Below are 17,764 nucleotides of genomic sequence, written 5' to 3' on the forward strand. Positions count from 1 at the left end.
CGCCCCAACAAGCGAACCACTCCTGATGACCAGCCAGCCTTCCGCCGCCGAACTCGCCAAGCTCGAGGAGGAACTCGATCCCGAGATGCAGTTCCGCAAGGTGCCGCATGGCACCGCGCTGCTCGTCGGCGGGCTGCTGCTCGCGCTCTCGGCCTTCCATTACTACACCGCCGGCTTCGGCCTGATGCGCGAGACGACGCACCGCGGCATCCATCTCGCCTTCGTGCTCGGCCTGATCTTCCTGGTCTTCTCGGCCCGAAAGAGCCAGGGCCGCACGGTCCACGCCTCGTCGCTGTGGAGCCCCGGCGGCGTGCCGCTCTATGACTGGGTCTTCGCCGTCGCGGTGGCGGTCTCCAGCCTCTATGTCCCCTGGATCTTCGAGGACATGGTCTTCCGCATCGGCAATCCCTCGACACTCGACGTGGTGATGGGGTCGATCACGATCATCCTGATGATCGAGGCGACGCGTCGCGCCATCGGCTGGGGCCTGCCGCTGATCGCACTCTTCGCGATGACCTATGCGATCTTCGGCAACTGGTTTCCCGGCATCTTCCTGCATCCGGGCTCAACCTGGTCGAACCTCGTCAACCATCTCTATTTGACCAGCCAGGGCGTCTATGGCGTAGCCCTCGGCGTCGTCGCGACTTACGTCTTCCACTTCGTGCTGTTCGGCGTTCTCGCCACCCGCATCGGGCTGGGCCGGCTTTTCCTCGGCGTCGCCGCTGCGGTGGCGGGGCGCTTCGCCGGCGGGCCGGCCAAGGTCTCGATCTTCGGCTCGGCCCTGTTCGGCATGATCTCGGGCTCCTCCGTCGCCAACACCGTGACCGTGGGCTCGCTGACGATCCCGATGATGATCCGGCTCGGCTACAAGCGCCATTTCGCGGCGGCCGTGGAATCGACCGCGGCGACAGGAGGCCAGATCACGCCGCCGATCATGGGCGCCGCCGCCTTCCTGATGGTCGAGTTCCTCAACCTGCCCTACGCCTCGATCGTCATCGCCGCGATCATTCCCGCCTTCATGCATTTCTACGGCGTGCTGATGCAGGTGCATTTCGAGGCGCGCAAGACCGGCATGGCGGGCATGACGGATGCCGATGCGCCGAAGCTCTCCGAAGTCTTCGCCCGCGACTGGCCGACGATCGCGCCGCTGTTTGCGCTGATCATGGTGCTGTTCACCGGCTATACGCCCTATCTCGCCGCTTTCTGGGGCATCACCGGCTGCATGCTGGTCGGCCTCGCGCATCACCGCGCCGCCTCGGCCCTGGTCTTCGCGCTGGCGATCGGCATCGCCGCGCCGACCGAGTTCCTGCGCGTGCCCGGCGTCAACTTCGCCTTCACGGCGGCGGCCTTCCTGGTGATGGCCCATGGCGTGCTGATGAAATCGACGGAAGGCCGCAAGCGCGTCGACGACATGATCGACGCTTTCATCCTCGGCGCGAAATACGCCATCGGCGTGGGCGCGGCCGCGGCGACCGTCGGCATCATCGTCGGCGTCGTCACGCTGACCGGCGTCGGCTTCAAGATCTCCTGGATCGTGACCTCGCTGGCCGACCAGTGGGCGCGGGGCGTCTCCGGGCTGATCCCGTTCTTCCCCTTCGACCTGAAGAGCGCGACGCTGTTCTTCACGCTGCTGCTGACGGGCCTCGTCTGCATCCTGCTCGGCTGCGGCGTGCCGACAACGGCCAATTACATCATCATGGTCACGGTGGCGGCGCCGGCGCTCGGCATGCTCGGGGTCAATCCTCTCGTGGCGCATTTCTTCGTGTTCTACTACGGCGTGCTGGCCGACATCACGCCGCCGGTCGCGATCGCCGCCTATGCCGGGGCGAGCATGGCAGGGGCCGATCCCTTCAAGACCGGCAACACCGCCTTCCGGCTCGCGCTCGGCAAGGTGCTGGTGCCCTTCGTCTTCGTGTTCTCCCCCTCGATGCTGATCATGGCGCCGGGCTTCACCTGGACCGAACTCGTCGGCTCGACCGCCTCCTGCATCGCCAGCATCACCCTGCTCTCGGCCGCTTTTGCCGGCTGGTTCCTGGCGCCCCTGGCGATGTGGGAGCGCCTCCTGATCGCGCTCGCCGCCCTGCCGATGATCCTGGCCACGCCGACAAGCGTAATGGCAGGCCTCGTCATCGCCGCCCCCGTGCTGCTGCGGCAGATCGTGGCGCGAAAGGCTGCGCTCGCGGCATAAGTTCCCGATCTGTTCTTGCGCGAGGCGCCGAGCTCCGCTAGCTTCCTCCCGGGGCATGGGGTGGCGCTGATGGTGACGCGGGTCGCGACGGTGGCGTTCGAGGGCATCGAGGCGCGCGCCGTCGATGTTCAGGTTCAGGTCACGCCCGGCGGCGTCAATTTCATCCTCGTCGGCTTGCCCGACAAGGCGGTCGGCGAGAGCAAGGAGCGCGTGCGCGCCGCGCTGATCGCCTCGGGCCTGGCGCTCCCGGCCAAGCGCATCACGGTCAACCTCGCCCCGGCCGATTTGCCCAAGGAGGGCAGCCATTACGACCTCCCGATCGCGCTCGCCGTGATGGCGGCGATCGGCGCGATTCCCGCCGACGCGCTCGCCGGCTACACCGTGCTCGGCGAACTCGCGCTCGATGGCTCGATCACGGCGGTGGCCGGTGTGCTGCCCGCCGCGATCGCCGCCTATGGCCGGGGACAGGGCCTGATCTGCCCGCACGCCTGCGGGCCGGAGGCCGCCTGGGCGGCGGCCGATATCGACATCCTCGCGCCGCGCTCGCTGATCCAGCTCGCCAACCACTTCAAGGGCACGCAGGTGATGGCGCGGCCGGAGCCCGCCGTCGCGCGCCCGTCTGGCCCTTTGCCGGATCTCGCCGACATCAAGGGCCAGGAGAGCGCCAAGCGCGTGCTCGAGATCGCCGCCGCTGGCGGCCATAACCTCCTGATGAACGGTCCCCCCGGTGCCGGCAAATCGATGCTGGCGAGCCGGTTGCCCTCGATCCTGCCGCCGCTGAGCCCGCGCGAACTGCTGGAGGTCTCGATGGTCCTGTCGGTCGCGGGCCATCTCGCCGACGGCGCCCTGACCGACCGCCGCCCGTTCCGCGCGCCGCACCATTCGGCCTCGATGGCGGCGCTCGTCGGCGGTGGGTTGCAGGCCAAGCCCGGCGAGGTCTCGCTCGCCCATCACGGCGTGCTCTTCCTCGACGAACTGCCGGAGTTCCAGGCCCAGGCGCTCGATGCCCTGCGCCAGCCGATGGAAACCGGCGACGTGCTGATCTCGCGAGCCAATCACCGCGTGGTCTATCCGGCCCGCTTCCAGCTCGTCGCGGCGATGAATCCCTGCCGCTGCGGCAAGGCGACCGAGCCCGGTTTCGCCTGCCGCCGCCAGCAGAACGAGCGCTGCATGGCGCAATACCAGAGCCGCATCTCCGGCCCGATGCTGGATCGCATCGACATCGCCATCGACGTGCCGGCGGTGACGGCGGCCGACCTCATCCTGCCGGCGGCGAGCGAGGGATCCGCGGAGGTCGCGGCCCGCGTGGCCGCGGCGCGGCGCCTCCAGACCGCGCGCTTCGAGGCGCTCGGCCTGAGCGGGATCGGCACCAATGCCGGCTGCCCGGTGCCGGTGCTGGACGAGATCGCCAGGCCCGACAATGCGGGGCTGGCCCTGCTGCGCGAGGCTGCCGATGCGATGCGGCTCACCGCACGGGCCTATCATCGCGTGCTCAAGGTCGCGCGCACCCTGGCGGACCTCGATGGGGACGCGAAGGTCGGCCGGATTCATCTCGCCGAAGCCCTGTCCTATCGGGCGCGGGGCGACCAGGTCGCGCAGGCGGCCTGAAGCAGCCCCGGCCGCACAGGCGCCTGTGAAGGTTAACGAATTCCCCTCCGAGACACGTCCGATTTGTCGTTCTTCCCAACGCTTCTTCAACGGGCCGACGCTAGGGTCGGCTCATGGAATATCTCGCCACGACATGGGCAACTTTGACGGTGGTCGCGCTCGCACTGTTCGCAGGCGGCGCCACGCTGATGCTGCTGCGTCAGCGCGACCGGATCGTCCGTCAGGCCGCCGAACTGGCGGGAGACGTCGAGGCGTTGAACGACCGGCTCTGGGTTCTCGCCGACAGCGAGGAGCACTACCGCAGCCTGATCGAGGCGCAGGGCGACCTGATCGTTCGGCGCGATGGCGCCCGCATCGTCTATGCCAATGCCGCCTATGCCGCCCTGCTCGGGCTCGACGAGGCGCAGGTCGTCGGCTCCCTCGCGCAGCCTCAGTGCATCGCCTGCCGGCCCGCCCTGGCGCTGGAGGGCGGGGCCCGCGTCTTCGACGAATGCGTGGCGACGCCCGAGGGCGAACGCTGGATTTCATGGGTCGAAACGGTTGTGCCCGTGGCGCTCGGTCAGAGTGTGCTGCAGCGCGTCGGCCGCGACATCACCGCCCGGATCGCCGCCGAGCAGAATCTGGTCGAGGCCAGGGCCCGCGCCGAGAGCGCCAACGAGGCCAAGTCGCGCTTCCTCGCCACCGTCAGTCACGAGTTCCGGACGCCGCTCAACGGCATCCTCGGCATGGCCGACCTGCTCGGCGACACCGGGCTCGATCCCGAGCAGGCGACCTATGTCCGCGCCCTGCGCACATCCGGTGAGGCGCTGCTCGGGCTCGTCGACGATATTCTCGACTTCGCCAAGGTCGAGGCCGGCAAGCTTGAACTCGCGCAGGACCGCTTCGATCTCGGCCTGCTGCTGGAGACGGTCTCGGAACTGATGGCACCACGCGCCCAGGCCAAGGGCATCGAATTGGCGGCGCATCTGTCCCCGGACATGCCGAGCCATTTTGTCGGCGACCGCGATCGCCTGCGCCAGATCCTGCTCAATCTCGTCGGCAACGCGATCAAGTTCACCGATCGGGGCGGGGTGGGGATTCGTGTCGCACGCGAGGGTGACGCCGTCGACATCGAGGTTGCCGATACCGGCCCTGGCATTCCGGAGGACCGTCGCGAGGCGATCTTCGAGGAGTTCGAGCAGGCGGACGATTCCTCGGCGCGCCGGCATGAAGGCACCGGCCTCGGGCTCGCCATCGTGCGCCGCCTCGTCGGGCTGATGGACGGCTCGGTCTGGGTCGAGAGCCGTGCCGGCGGCGGCTCGGTCTTCCGCGTCCGGCTGCCATTGCCGGTCGCCGCGGACACGGCGCCGCAGGCTCTGCCGGAGTGGACCGGCAAACAGGTCCTCGTCGTCTCGGCCGCTCCCTTCGGTGCGGATTTCCTGCGCGAATCGATTTCGGCGGCCGGCGGAAGCGCGACCCAGGCAGCCGATGCCGCAAAGGCGCAGGCCTTGCTGAGTTCCGGTACGGCCTATGACGCGGTCCTCATCGATCAGGACATCGGCCGGGATGGTGCCGTCGGCCTCGCTCAAGCGGCCCGTCTGGCCGGAGTTCGGGAGAGCCTGATCATGCTCTCGCCGCTGGAGCGGCGCCAGTTCGGCTCGCCCCGCGAAGCCGGCTTCACAGGCTTTCTGGTCAAGCCCGTGCGTGCCCGCTCGCTCTACCAGCGCCTGTCGCCGCGCCCGGCGAGTGCTGCGCCGGTCGAGGCGCAAGGAGAACTCCAATCCTCGATCCTGCGTCCGCGATTGACCGTTCTGGTGGCCGAGGACAACGAGATCAACGCCCTGCTGGCGACACGCACGCTGGAGCGCTTCGGCTGTGCGGCGATCTGGGCCCGTGACGGGCGCCGGGCCCTGGCTGCGGTCGCGGAAGGCTTCGCCGGGACCGGCCCCGCCTTCGATCTCGTCCTGCTCGACATCCGCATGCCGGAGCTGGATGGCCTGGCCGTGGCCCGCGCCGTCCGCGAGCTCGAACAGAGCCGCCCGCGATCGCCGCGACTGCCCTTGATTGCGGTCAGCGCCAATGTCGCGGAGGGCGACAGGGCGGCCGCGCTCGCAGCAGGCATGGATGATTGTCTGGCTAAGCCCCTCGATCGCGCCGCCCTTCAGCGCTGGCTCGAGCGCATTGCGGCGCCGCGGCCGATCGACCGTTCGGCTTGACCGAAGGTCACAGCCTGGACGCAATACTGTCGCGAAATTGTCAGAACGATGGTGCATCTCTGCCATGTTGCGGAAATCTGCGACATGGGAGACAAGGCGAGCGATGGCACCCGAGCTCCACGCGCATCATGTTGAGCCGGCTCGTCGGGGGCCTGCCGGGGCGCTGCTCTTCTCCCGCCTCTCCCCCCTTCGGCTCATCGGTGGCGAGACGATTCGTCGGTTCGGCCGCCTGTCCGCGACGCCCGATCCGCTGGCGGGCAGCCTCGGCCGCAGCGGCTCTCTCGAGGTCAGGCTGGCCCGCGGCCCGGCCGAAATCTGGCGGGCGCAGCGCCTGCGCTACCGCGTGTTCTACCAGGAAATGTCGGCCCGGCCCGATGCCGTGTGCCGCATGTTCCGCCGCGATGCCGACCGTTTCGACACGGGCTGCGACCATCTGCTGGTCATCGACCATGCCGCGCGGGGCCGCTTCGGCGGCGTTAAGCCGAAGATCGTCGGCACCTACAGGCTGATGCGCCAGGGCGAGGCGACGCGTCTCGGCGGCTTCTACACCCAAAGCGAGTTCGATCTCGCGCCCCTGATCGCCCGCCACCCCGGCAAGCGCTTTCTCGAACTCGGCCGATCCTGTGTGCTCGAGCCCTATCGTAGCAAGAAGACGGTCGAACTGCTCTGGCACGGCATCTGGGCCTATGTCCGTCACCACCGCATCGACGCGATGTTCGGCTGCGCGAGCTTCGACGGCACGGATCCGCGGGCGCTGGCCCTGCCGCTGAGCTTCCTGCATCATCACGCCCGCGCGGAGGGCGCGTGGGGTGCTGTCGCTCATGGTGACAGGCATGTCGCAATGGATCTTTTGCCGGCTGGGATCGTCGACGCCAAGCTCGCGCTGAAGCAGATGCCGCCTCTGATCAAGGGCTATCTGCGGCTTGGTGCCCGTTTCGGCACTGGCGCGGTCATCGACCGCCAGTTCGGCACCACCGACGTGCTGGTGATCCTCCCCGTCGCGGCGATCGACCAGCGCTATGTCGCCTATTACGGCGATGAAGGGCAGCGCTACGCCGCCTGAACGCGCGGGCGGGGCTCAGTCCCCGCCGGCCAGCAGCACCGGCAGCGCTTCGCGATAGGTCGGGTAGCGGAACGCGTATCCCAGTTCGCGTTTCACCAACGCGTTCGAGACGCGCTTGTTCTCGCCATAGAAGCTTGCCGCCATCGGAGACAGCTTCGCCGGATCGAACGGCGTCTCCGGCGGCGGCACCAGCCCGGCCAGCGCCGCGGCATGCACCACCACATCCTGTGGCGGGGCCGGTTCGTCATCGGTGACATTGTAGATCGCACCCGCGCGCGGTGCGGCGATCGAGGCCATCAGCACGCCGGCGATGTCGTCGACATGGATGCGGTTGAACACCTGCCCCGGCTTGACCAGCCGCGTCGCCGTGCCGTTGCGCAGCTTCACGATCGGATTGCGGCCGGGCCCGTAGATGCCCGAGAGCCGGAAGATCTGCACGGCCTTGCCGGTTCGCTCGCCCAGCGCCAGCCAGTCGCGCTCGATCTGCAGGCGCAGTTGCGAACGGAAGCTCGGCCGCGGCGCGGTCTCCTCGTCGATCCAGGCTCCTTGATGGTCGCCATAGACGCCGATGGTCGAGAGATAGCCGATCCAGCGTAGCGATGGCGCCGCCTCGAGAAGGTTGCCGAGCCGGTCGAGCGCGGGGTCACCGGCTTCCCCTGGCTGAACCGAGACCAGCACGGCCTCCGCTTCCGCGATCGCCGCCGCCAGCGGCGTGGAGACGGCGAAGCCGTCGAAGACAAGCGTCCGGATGCCATCGCGGCTCAGCCGCGTCGCCTTCTCCGCCGTGCGCACCGTGCCGGTGACCTCCCAGCCGCGCGCCAGCGCCTCGCGGGCGAAGAAGCCGGCGGAATAACCGACGCCGAGGATCAGGAGCTTCATGAGGCGGCATCCATGGCAGGCGGAAGCGCCAGCCATTCGCGGCGCACCTCCTCGTCCTTTTCCATGGCGAGCGCCCGGCCCGCAAGTGAGCGCGCCTGCGGCGGATCGAGCCGGATCAGCGCCCAGACCGCCATCGCCCGCACCAGCGGCGAGGGGTCTGCCAGCAGCGCCAAGGCGCTCGCCGCGAGCTCGGGGCGGCCGCTGTTGCCGATGGCGATCAGCACATTGCGGATGAAGCGGTCGCGACCGGTGCGCTTCACCGGCGTGCCCGCAAAGAGCGTGCGGAAGGCGGCGTCGTCGAGACCGGCGAGGTCGGCCAGCGGCAGCGCCTCGAGCCCGTCGCGCAGCGAAAGCCTCGTTTCGCGTGCCGCTTCGGCAAACTTGTTCCAGGGGCAGACGGCCAGGCAGTCGTCGCAGCCGAAGACGCGGTTGCCGATGCCCGGCCGCAGGGCAGGGTCGATATGGCCGGGGTGCTCGATCGTGAGATAGGCGATGCAGCGGCGCGAATCGAGCTGGTAGGGGGCCGGAAAGGCATCGGTCGGGCAGATCTCGAGACAGCGCCGGCAGGAGCCGCAATGGTCGGTCTCGGGCGCGTCCACGGGCAGATCGGCCGTGGTGTAGATCGCCCCGAGAAACAGCCAAGAGCCGTGCTCGCGCGAGACCAGCACGGTGTGCTTGCCCTGCCAGCCGAGCCCGGCCGCCTGCGCCAGCGGCTTTTCCATCACCGGGGCGGTGTCGACGAAGACCTTGACGTCGGCCCCGCTTTGGGCGGCGAGCAGCCCGGCGACGCTCTTGAGCTTGCCCTTGATCACGTCGTGATAGTCGCGGCGGCGCGCATAGAGCGAGATCGCGGCGCGGTCGGGATAGTCGAGCGCCGCCAGCGGATCGCCCTCAGGTGCATAGCTCATGCCGAGCATCATGACCGACCGGGCCTCGCTCCAGAGCCGGCGCGGCGCGGCCCGCTCGTCGGTGCGTTCTTCCATCCAGGCCATCTCGCCCTGATGGCCCTGCTCCAGCCAGGCCCCGAGCCGGCCGGGCGCTTCGGGGATCGACTCGGCCGAGGCCACCCGCGCGACGGAAAATCCCTCCGCGAGGGCGCGGGCGACAACCGCCTGCTTGAGGCGTTCCGGCTTCAGAAGTCGAGGTCGTCGTAATGGGCGCTCGGCGCCATCCCCGGCACCCGGTCGCTCAGCAGCGGCCGGAAGCTCGGCCTCGACTTGATCCTCGCATACCATGCTCGCGCCGCTTCATCCTCGTCCCAGGGCACGTCGCCGAGATAGTCGACGCAGGAGAGATGCGCCGCCGCGGCGAGGTCGGCATAGCTCAGCTCGGAGCCGGCCAGCCAATTCCGCTTGGCCGTCAGCCAGGCGATGTAGCGCAGATGATAGCGCACATTGGCCCGCGCTGCGCGGATCGCGCTCATCTCGGGCGGGCCGCCGCCCTCCTCGCGGCCCATGAAGCGCTTCATCACCTTCTCCAGCACGAGCGGGGCGGTGATCTCCTCGTTGAACTTGATCGAGAACCAGTCGAGCAGCCGGCGCACCTCGACACGCGGGCCCGGCCCTTCCGGCAGCAGCCGCCGCTCCGCCAGCGCCAGCCCGCGCGTCTCGTCGAGATATTCGGCGATGGGACCGGCGCCCGGCACGGTGAGCCCGTTCTCCTCGCGGAACACCGGCGTCGTGCCGGCCGGGTTCATCTCCAGGAAATCGCGCCGCCGTTCCCAGACGCGCTCCTCGACCAGGTCGGCCTCGAGGCCGAATTCCCCGAGCACGAGACGGATGAAGCGCGAATGCGGGCACAGCGGATAGTGATGAAGGGTCGCCATGGCACTCATGAAACAGGCAGGTGGGGCCGAAGCAGGGCCGCGACAGAAATTTGACGTCGGAACAGGCGCAGCGCGCCGCTATAAGGCCGCCCGCAGAGGCTCACAACCCGCCTGACGCCGTTGGCTGCGAAATGCGGGCTTTCGGTTCGGATTTTGGTAACCAATTCGCAAAGGGCTGAGCCTATCGATGCGGAGGCTGGACGATTGTCCGCACAGCCCGGGACCGACGAGGACGAGCCGCCATGGAAAATCTGTTCGAGGCGCTCATCCTCGGCATCGTCGAGGGCTTGACCGAGTTCCTGCCCGTCTCCTCCACCGGGCACCTGCTGCTGCTCGGCCATTTCCTCGGTTTCGAATCGAACGGGAAATCCTTCGAGGTCCTGATTCAGCTCGGCGCCATTCTCGCCATCACGCTGGTTTATTTCCGCCGCCTGCTGGACATCGCGCTGCGCATCCCGAGCGACCCGGCCGCCCGGCGCTTCGTGCTGGGCGTGCTCGTCGCCTTCCTGCCGGCGGCGCTGATCGGCGCGCTTCTGCACGGCTTCATCAAGAGCGTGCTGTTCAACCCCGTGATCGTCTGCTGCACGCTGATCGCAGGCGGCCTCATCCTGCTCGTGGTCGACGATATGGAGCTGGAGGAGAAGCATCAGGACGCCACCGCCTTCCCGCTTTCGATGTATCTCAAGATCGGGCTGATCCAGTGCCTCGCGATGGTGCCCGGCGTCTCCCGCTCGGGCTCGACCATCGTCGGCGCCATGCTGCTGGGCGCCAGCAAGCGCGCGGCGGCGGAATTCTCCTTCTTCCTGGCCATGCCGACCATGGCGGGTGCCTTCGCCTATGATCTGCTCAAGAACTACAAGACGCTGACGGTCGACGACGTCACGCTGATCGTGGTCGGTTTCGTCGCGGCCTTCGTCGCGGCCCTGATCGTGGTGCGCAGCTTCCTCGACTTCGTCTCGAAGCGCGGCTTCGCCCCCTTCGCCTGGTGGCGCATCGTCGTCGGCCTGTTCGGGCTGGCCGGACTCTGGATCCACGGCTGATGAACTCCGGACGGGCGGACTTGCTGTCCCCGCCCGCGTGCAGCACGCTGTCTGAACGGAAGGGCCAGACGCTCCGGACGAGGCGCGCTACGATCTGTGCATCGGCCAACCGGGCCGGTTCGCGAAGCGCTCCAACGCGACAATCCGGTTGACGGACCAAGGCATCGACTATGCGCTCGACGGTCGGTCAGGCTTGCGCCCCTATGCGGGGCTGAAGACGCTCCGTATCCAGCTGTTCTCGCCCGCCCCGCACCTCTCCGCGCTGATCCAACTCGACTTCATCAAAGGCTGGCCGCTGGTCGTTCATTCCTCCACGCTTGACGGCCAACTGGCCGAGGGGCGAAGCCGTGCTTTCGTGGAGTTCGTCGCGGATCTGCATCGCCGCCTCTCGCCGCAGGACAGGGCCCGCATCGTCTTCCGCCGCGGCTTCTCGCCGGTCAGGCACCTCTTGATCACGATCGGCGCCGTGGTGATCGCGGTTCCCACATTCGGGCTGCTGCTGTTGGCTCTTGTGGGACAGGTGCCGATCGGCAAGGCGATCTGGCCCGGCCTACCCGGTGCGTTGCTCGCCGCGGGTCTTCTCAAACTCGCTTTCTGGTCACGGCCGGGCAGCTATGATCCCGAGCGATTGCCGGATGGGCTCTGGCCTCGCAGCTAGCCGCCTGCTTCACGCTGGATGTCCCGGCCCGTCCTCCCGGTTCTGTTGCGGTGGCAGGCCGCGCGGCAGCGTCGCAGTCTCGCGCTCGATCATGCGGTGGACGACGGGGGGATTTGGCCCCTTGTGCAGGGCGCGCACACGGTCGGCGATCGCCGCGTCGGCCTGGGTGATGCGCTGGGCCTGGCGCACATATTCGACCCAGGTCGGGGTGTCGTAGCGCTCAACCCAGAGTTCCGGATCGGTCAGGTCGCGTAGCAATGTCCAGTGGCGCGCGCCGTCGCGGCGGCGGATGCGGCGGCGCTCCGCCATCGCCTTGAGGAACTCGACCACGTCCTCCTCGCGGATCAGCCATTCGATCGTCACGATCACCGGGCCGCTGCGCGGCTCGATGCCCACGGCGACCCTCGGCTCGCGCCAGCGGCTGAGCGGATCGAGATTGAGCGCCTCGAGCGGCGGAAGCTGGTAGCGGAAGCCCAGCGCCGCCCCGGCCAGCAGCGCGAAGGCCGAGATGATCAGCGCCTGCTCCGCGCCGAAATGCACCACGGCCTGGCCCCAGACCCAACTGCCCGCCGCCATGCCGCCGAAGGCCGCCATCTGGTAGATCGCCAACGCGCGGCCCACCACCCAGCGCGGCGCCGAAAGCTGGACCGTGGCGTTGAAGGTTGAGAGTGTCATTACCCAGCAGGCGCCGGCGACAGCGAGCGCCGGCATCGTCAGCCACATCGTCGTGCTGACGCCCAAGAGCGCGGCGGATGCCGCATAGGCGGCGAAGGTTGCCCGAACCAGCGCTTCCGTGGTCAGCATCCGGCGCAGCCTCGCGCTCAGGAAGGCCCCGACCACGGCGCCGGCTCCGAAGGCGCCGAGCAGGACGCCGAACACGATCGGGCCGCCCTTGACCAGGTCGCGCGCGATCAGCGGCAACAGCGCGAGCGCCACGATGCCGCCGAAGCCGAAGGCAAACGAGCGCAAGATCACGCTGCGGATATTGGGCGACATCGCGACATAGCGCACACCGGCCCCCATCGCGATCAGCAGGGTCTCGCGCGGTAGCACGCGCTCCACCTTGGGGGGCTGCCAGCGCGCCAGCACGGTGATCAGCGCGACATAGCTGAAGGCGTTGAGCACGAAGGCGGCGACCGCGCCCGCCGCCGCGACGATGGCGCCGCCGATCGCCGGGCCGACGCTGCGGGCGATGTTGAAGGCGACGCTGTTCAGCGTCACCGCGGCCGGAACGTCCCGGCGCGGCACCATGTCTCCGACCGAGGATTGCCAGGCCGGGTTGTTGAGCGCCGTGCCGCAGCCGATCAGGAAGGTGAATCCGAGCAGGAGCCAGGGCGTCATCAGTTCGAACCAGGCGAAGACCGCGAGCAGGATCGAGACGACGAGCATGAAGCCCTGCGCCGTCAGCATGATGCGCCGGCGGTCGTAATTGTCGGAGATCGCACCGGCGGCGAGCGAGAACAGCATCACCGGCAGGGTCGTCGAGGCCTGCACGAGGGCGACCATATCAGGCGAATCGGCGATCGCCGTCATCATCCAGGAGGCGCCGACCATCTGGACGAGCCCGCCGAAATTCGAGGCGAGGCTGGCAAACCAAACAGCCCGGAAGATCGGTTGGCGCAGCGGCACGAAGGGCGAATTGCGCCCCGGATCCGGGGCGACGCCCTCGGCCGCGAGCTCGGCGCGCGCTACGTCGGCTGTCGGCTGGGCTTGGGGATCGTCAGGCATGCCACAGGGTTAGAGCCTCGTCCCCGGCCTGCCAACCGCGATTGCATGCCGGGACGCCCTGCGTCAGGACACCGCCCCCGCCGGCGTGCCCGCCCGGCCGCGGCGATCCTGCCGGTTGCCACGGCGGCGGACGGCTCCGCCGAGCGCCACAGCCAGCCCGGCAAGAGCGACCCAGTGGCCCGGCCGCAGCGCCGCGAGATCGTGATAGACCACGACATCGGCATTGGCCTGGAAGACGAGCCAGGCCGAGGCCCCCGTCGCGAAGGCATACCAGGCGGTCTCGGACAGCGCCGTCACCAGTCCCGTCGCCAGAGCGGCCGCGACCAGCACCGGTGTCGTCGGGGCCACCTTGAGCCGGTCCAGCCCGCGATAGACGATCAGCAGGGCGAAGAGCCCGATCATCAGCGCCGGCTGCGTCACGTCGATCTTGGACTGCAGGGCAAAATGCAGCAGGGCAAGCAGCATGATCGGATGGACGAGATTGTGCAGCATCTGCCAGCGCCGCGTGCCCAGCCGCCGGATCATGCCGTCGGTCGAGGTCGCGCCCAGCGCGACGAGCCCCGCCAGCGCGGTGATGCCGACGAGCAGATAGAAGCGCTTGACGATCTCGGAGACGATCAGCCCCCAGTCGAAGGCGAGGTCGATGCAGTAGAGCGCCAGATGCGCGCTGGCATAGGCCAGCACCGAGAGGCCGAGCATCCGGCGCACGCCGATCAGTTTGCTCCAGTCGAGGATGCGCCGCAGCGGCGAGATCGCCAGCGTCACCAGCAGGAGGCGCACCGACCAGGTGCCGGTGTCGTGAACCGCCCGCGTCCAGGGCTTGGAGCCGAGCTGCCCCGTCCAGGCCTCAAAAGCGAGGATCGCGGCCGGCACCAGCACCAGCACGAAGACGCTAAGCCGCAGGCCCGACAGGCGCCCCTGCCGGTCCAGCCATGGCAACCATTGCGTCATCGTGCCCTCCAATCTCGTGGCGACTGCTTGCGATACGCGAGAGTTCGGGCATTTGTCTCACGCAGGCGCACACAAGCCCGTGAACGCCACACGCTCATGGAAGCCCATCATGCCCACCGTCGTCTTCGATGTCGGCAATGTCCTGATCCGCTGGGACCCTTTCCGGGTCTATCGCGAGATGATTCCCGATGACGAGAAGCGCACCTGGTTCCTGCAGAACATCTGCACCGCCGCCTGGAATCTCGAGCAGGATCGCGGCCGCAGCTGGGAGGAGGGCGTCGCCCTGCTCGTCGCCAGCCACCCGGAATGGGAAAGCCAGATCCGCGCCTATGACGAGCGCTGGCACGAGGCCGTGCCCGGCCAGATCGAGGACAGCGTCTCCGTGCTGGAGGAGCTGAAGGGGCGCGGCGACAAGGTCTACGCCATCACCAATTTCTCGCGCGAGAAATGGGCCGAGTGCCTGATCCGCTTCCCCTTCCTGCAGAGCTTCGACGGCGTCGTCGTCTCCGCGCATGAGCGCGTGATCAAGCCCGACCCGGCGATCTTCCGCATCCTGCTGGAGCGCTACGATCTCGCCGCCGGCGACTGCATCTTCGTCGATGACAGCGCCCGCAACATCGAAACCGCCCGCCAGCTCGGCATGAAGGGCGTGCATTTCGTCGAGCCGATCGACCTGAGGGCGGAACTGGCCCGCCACGGCGTCGCCTTCTGAGCGCTCAGCCTGGGCGGTGGCCCGGCTCCGTCCTCGCGCGTCCGGCGAGCGCCCGCGTGGTCGCGAGGCACTCGTCGACGGCGTACCAGAGCCGCGGATTGAGCTCGATGTTGAAAAGGACGCCGTCCGGGAAGACGCAGCGGTCCATCAGTGCGTCCCAGGGAATGGCGCCCCAGCCGACAGGCAGGTGGATGTCGCCATGGCCGAAGGCGAATTTATCGCTCGGGAACACCGTCTCGAAGGCGTCGGGCCGCCCGAAGGAATCGTGCAGGTGCAGATGTCTGGCGAAGGGCGCCAGCGCCGCGACCTCCGCCAGATAGTCGCCGCCGACGGAGCCCAGCCGCAGGAAGGCATGGCTGAAATCCAGCGTCGCCCAGACATGGGCGTGGCCGATGGCGGCGAGCTCCCTCGCCAGGCGCGAGGGCAGCGACGCATGCAGCCGGCCGGGATGGTAGTCGAACATCGTTTCGACGCAGAGCAGCACGCCGCAGTCGCGCGCCACGTCGCCGGCGCGGGCGAGCCATTCGCGCTGGCGTTCATAGGCCGCCTCGATCACCTCGTCGGGCTGCAGTGGCATGACGCCGGAATGCATGACGTAGTGGAGCGCGCCGAGCTCGCCCGCGATCTCCAGGGAGGCTCTGAGGACGTCGAAATGGCGCGGCAGCCGGACCGGATCGTCGAAGAGGTTGATCGCGAGCGGTCCATGCAAGCTGTAGCCGAGCGACCGGCCGGCGCAGGCCTGCTTCAGGCGCTCGAGATGCGGCCGACGGATCCGCCCGCCGATGATGAGGTCCATCGCGCAGGTCGGCAGTTCGACCGTGTCGACGCCGAGCCGCTCGGCCTTGTCGAGGAGGGCGGGCAGGTCCGAGAGATCGCTGGCGGGCTGGCCGGCGGTGATGCCGATTCCGCGAACGCCGGGGGCGGGCATGGCGTGCTCCGGGCTGGAGGGAAGCCGGCCGCGGGCCGGGCTGCCCGTGGTCAGCATGAATGCGCCGGCCGCACAAGAGCCCCGCCTGCACGCGGCCGGGGGGCCCGATGGCGGCTGCCACCGGCACGGCAAAGCGCTAACCTCGCAGGCTCATGCCGAATCGGGAGGGAAGAGGCCGATGCCCAGCGAAACCCGCTACGACCAGATGACCTACAACCGCTGCGGCCGCAGCGGCCTGAAGCTTCCCGCCCTGTCGCTCGGTCTCTGGCACAATTTCGGCGAGACCACCGCGCCCGATCTCGGCCGGCGGATCTGCCGGACGGCGTTCGATCTCGGCATCACCCATTTCGATCTCGCCAACAATTACGGGCCGCCGCCCGGCTCGGCCGAGACGGCGTTCGGGGAGATCCTGCGGCGCGATTTCGCCGGCCACCGCGACGAGATGGTGATCTCGACCAAGGCCGGCTACCGCATGTGGCCGGGGCCCTATGGCGAATGGGGCAGCCGCAAATATCTGCTCTCCAGCCTCGACCAGAGCCTGAAGCGCATGAAGCTCGACTATGTCGACATCTTCTATTCGCACCGCTTCGACCCCGACACGCCTCTGGAAGAGACGATGGGCGCGCTCGATTCGGCGGTGCGCCAGGGCAAGGCGCTCTATGTCGGGCTGTCCTCCTACAACGCCAGGCGCACGCGCGAGGCCGCCGCGATCCTGCGCAGCCTCGGCACGCCCTGCCTGATCCACCAGCCGAGCTATTCGATGATCAACCGCTGGATCGAGGAGGACGGCCTGCTCGACACGCTCGATCAGGAAGGAATCGGCTCGATCGTGTTCTCACCCCTGGCCCAGGGCATGCTGACCTCGAAATATCTGGGCGGCGTGCCCGAGGGCAGCCGCGCCGCGAAGAAGGCGCCGTCATTCCGCGACGGCTTCCTCTCCGACGACAATCTCAGGCGCATCGCCGCCCTCGACGAGATCGCCGCCGGCCGCGGCCAGAGCCTCGCCCAGATGGCGATCGCCTGGGTGCTGCGCGGCGGCCGCGTGACCTCCGCCCTGATCGGCGCCAGCCGCCCCGAGCAGGTCGAGGACTGCGTCGCCGCCCTCAAGCGGCCGGACTTCACGGAAGAGGAACTGGCCCTGATCGACCGGCACGCCGGCGAGGGCGGGGTCAACATCTGGGCGGCGTCGGCGGAACGGTGAGGCGGGCGAGCCGGCCGCGCCCGGAAGGGCGGACGAGGCCGCCGCCTTCAGGGCGGGCGGCTGCCAGGATGTGTCAGAGGCGCCCCAACTGGCCGGCGATGAAAGCGTCGAGGTCGCCGCCCTCGAACAGGAAGCCCCTAACCCCTGCGGCCGCGGCGGCCTGAATGTCGGTCGGGCGATCCCCGACGAGGAACGACCGCGCTCGCTCCGTGGGAAAGTCCCGCATCGCCTTCAGTAACATGCCCGGGCGCGGCTTGCGATCCTCGTGATCGGTGCGGTAGGCCGCGAGCGCCGCCTCCGGATGATGCGGTGAATAATAGAAGGCGTCGATGCGGGCGCCGTTCTCGATCATGATCCGGTTCATCTGCCGGTGCAGCGAGCGCACGTCGTCCTCGGTGTAGTAGCCGCGTCCGACCCCTGACTGGTTGGTCACCACCACCACCCGGTAGCCGAGCATGTTCACGCGGCGAATGGCCGCGAAAGCGCCCTCCACCCAGACGATCTGGTCGATCCGGAAGGCATAGTCGACCTCCTCGTTGAGGACCCCGTCCCGATCGAAGAACGCCATCGGGGCCATGACGTCCGCGGGCGGTGGCCTCGTCACTGTCGATGTCATCCCTTGGTTCATCGGCCCCGCCTCAGATCTCCCAAGGCAGCAGATACCGGGGAGAGGCCCTGTTGGCGAGACCTCGTGAACCCCCGCTCGACGGACAAGGGGTGCATTGCGGCGCCGGTCATTGCCTCATCCGAGCGGATATGGGATTGGCGCCGCTGCTCGGGAGGGCTGC

General features: G+C 68.6%; 15 protein-coding genes. 8 read left to right on the top strand and 7 right to left on the bottom strand.

Features of this window, described 5'->3' with window-relative positions:
* Nucleotides 1-25: 25 nt before the first annotated feature.
* The 4 genes from Q8M82_RS04150 to olsB all read left to right on the top strand — a co-directional run bounded on the left by Q8M82_RS04150 (nt 26) and on the right by olsB (nt 7,054).
* Nucleotides 26-2,188, top strand: a complete 2,163-nt coding sequence (locus Q8M82_RS04150) for a TRAP transporter permease (RefSeq protein WP_305690114.1) — start codon at nt 26-28, stop codon at nt 2,186-2,188.
* Nucleotides 2,189-2,257: 69 nt separating this feature from the next.
* Entirely contained in the window at nt 2,258-3,796 is a 1,539-nt protein-coding gene (locus Q8M82_RS04155; protein ID WP_305690115.1) for a YifB family Mg chelatase-like AAA ATPase, read from the top strand.
* 113 nt (nt 3,797-3,909) lie between these two features.
* Entirely contained in the window at nt 3,910-5,991 is a 2,082-nt protein-coding gene (locus Q8M82_RS04160) for an ATP-binding protein (protein ID WP_305690116.1), read from the top strand.
* Nucleotides 5,992-6,094: 103 nt separating this feature from the next.
* On the top strand, nt 6,095-7,054 hold the full coding sequence (gene olsB / locus Q8M82_RS04165; protein WP_305690117.1) for a l-ornithine N(alpha)-acyltransferase: 960 nt from the start codon (nt 6,095-6,097) through the stop codon (nt 7,052-7,054).
* Nucleotides 7,055-7,069: 15 nt separating this feature from the next.
* On the opposite strand, the gene Q8M82_RS04170 is transcribed toward olsB, so the two are convergent.
* The 3 genes from Q8M82_RS04170 to Q8M82_RS04180 are packed head-to-tail and all read right to left on the bottom strand — an operon-like array spanning nt 7,070 to nt 9,758.
* The gene (locus tag Q8M82_RS04170) at nt 7,070-7,933 is read right to left on the bottom strand and encodes an SDR family oxidoreductase (protein ID WP_305690118.1); all 864 of its coding nucleotides are present in this window, start codon (nt 7,931-7,933) and stop codon (nt 7,070-7,072) included.
* On the bottom strand, nt 7,930-9,168 hold the full coding sequence (gene queG / locus Q8M82_RS04175; RefSeq protein ID WP_305690119.1) for a tRNA epoxyqueuosine(34) reductase QueG: 1,239 nt from the start codon (nt 9,166-9,168) through the stop codon (nt 7,930-7,932). Before queG ends, Q8M82_RS04170 begins: the two co-directional genes overlap by 4 nt.
* Nucleotides 9,066-9,758, bottom strand: coding sequence for a glutathione S-transferase family protein (locus Q8M82_RS04180; RefSeq protein ID WP_305690120.1), 693 nt, complete (start codon nt 9,756-9,758; stop codon nt 9,066-9,068). The genes queG and Q8M82_RS04180 overlap by 103 nt, the downstream gene beginning before the upstream one ends.
* 242 nt (nt 9,759-10,000) lie before the next feature.
* On the opposite strand from Q8M82_RS04180, the gene Q8M82_RS04185 reads away from it, so the two are divergent.
* Nucleotides 10,001-10,798: an undecaprenyl-diphosphate phosphatase gene (locus Q8M82_RS04185; protein ID WP_305690121.1), complete on the top strand. Its 798-nt coding sequence runs from the start codon at nt 10,001-10,003 to the stop codon at nt 10,796-10,798.
* Nucleotides 10,799-10,991: 193 nt separating this feature from the next.
* The gene (locus Q8M82_RS04190; protein WP_305690122.1) at nt 10,992-11,456 is read left to right on the top strand and encodes a hypothetical protein; all 465 of its coding nucleotides are present in this window, start codon (nt 10,992-10,994) and stop codon (nt 11,454-11,456) included.
* Between the two features lie 9 nt (nt 11,457-11,465).
* On the opposite strand, the gene Q8M82_RS04195 is transcribed toward Q8M82_RS04190, so the two are convergent.
* Both Q8M82_RS04195 and Q8M82_RS04200 read right to left on the bottom strand, forming a co-directional pair.
* Nucleotides 11,466-13,184, bottom strand: a complete 1,719-nt coding sequence (locus Q8M82_RS04195; protein ID WP_305690123.1) for an MFS transporter — start codon at nt 13,182-13,184, stop codon at nt 11,466-11,468.
* A 63-nt stretch (nt 13,185-13,247) separates the two neighbouring features.
* Complete coding sequence (locus Q8M82_RS04200; protein WP_305690124.1) at nt 13,248-14,135, bottom strand: protein-methionine-sulfoxide reductase heme-binding subunit MsrQ; 888 nt, start codon at nt 14,133-14,135, stop codon at nt 13,248-13,250.
* 109 nt (nt 14,136-14,244) lie between these two features.
* Here Q8M82_RS04200 and Q8M82_RS04205 point away from each other — a divergent pair, with 109 nt between their 5' ends.
* Nucleotides 14,245-14,847, top strand: a complete 603-nt coding sequence (locus tag Q8M82_RS04205) for an HAD family hydrolase (RefSeq protein ID WP_305690125.1) — start codon at nt 14,245-14,247, stop codon at nt 14,845-14,847.
* Between the two features lie 4 nt (nt 14,848-14,851).
* Here Q8M82_RS04205 and Q8M82_RS04210 read toward each other — a convergent pair whose 3' ends face one another.
* The gene (locus tag Q8M82_RS04210; RefSeq protein WP_305690126.1) at nt 14,852-15,775 is read right to left on the bottom strand and encodes a sugar phosphate isomerase/epimerase family protein; all 924 of its coding nucleotides are present in this window, start codon (nt 15,773-15,775) and stop codon (nt 14,852-14,854) included.
* Nucleotides 15,776-15,953: 178 nt separating this feature from the next.
* Between Q8M82_RS04210 and mgrA the strand changes: the two genes are divergently transcribed.
* The gene (gene mgrA / locus Q8M82_RS04215) at nt 15,954-16,976 is read left to right on the top strand and encodes an L-glyceraldehyde 3-phosphate reductase (RefSeq protein WP_305690127.1); all 1,023 of its coding nucleotides are present in this window, start codon (nt 15,954-15,956) and stop codon (nt 16,974-16,976) included.
* 73 nt (nt 16,977-17,049) lie between these two features.
* On the opposite strand, the gene Q8M82_RS04220 is transcribed toward mgrA, so the two are convergent.
* Nucleotides 17,050-17,544 (bottom strand): D-glycero-alpha-D-manno-heptose-1,7-bisphosphate 7-phosphatase, encoded by a 495-nt coding sequence (locus Q8M82_RS04220; RefSeq protein WP_305690128.1) that lies wholly within the window; start codon nt 17,542-17,544, stop codon nt 17,050-17,052.
* Between the last annotated feature and the right edge of the window lie 220 nt (nt 17,545-17,764).

This window comes from Allobosea sp. (assembly GCF_030694325.1).
GTDB lineage: Bacteria > Pseudomonadota > Alphaproteobacteria > Rhizobiales > Beijerinckiaceae > Allobosea.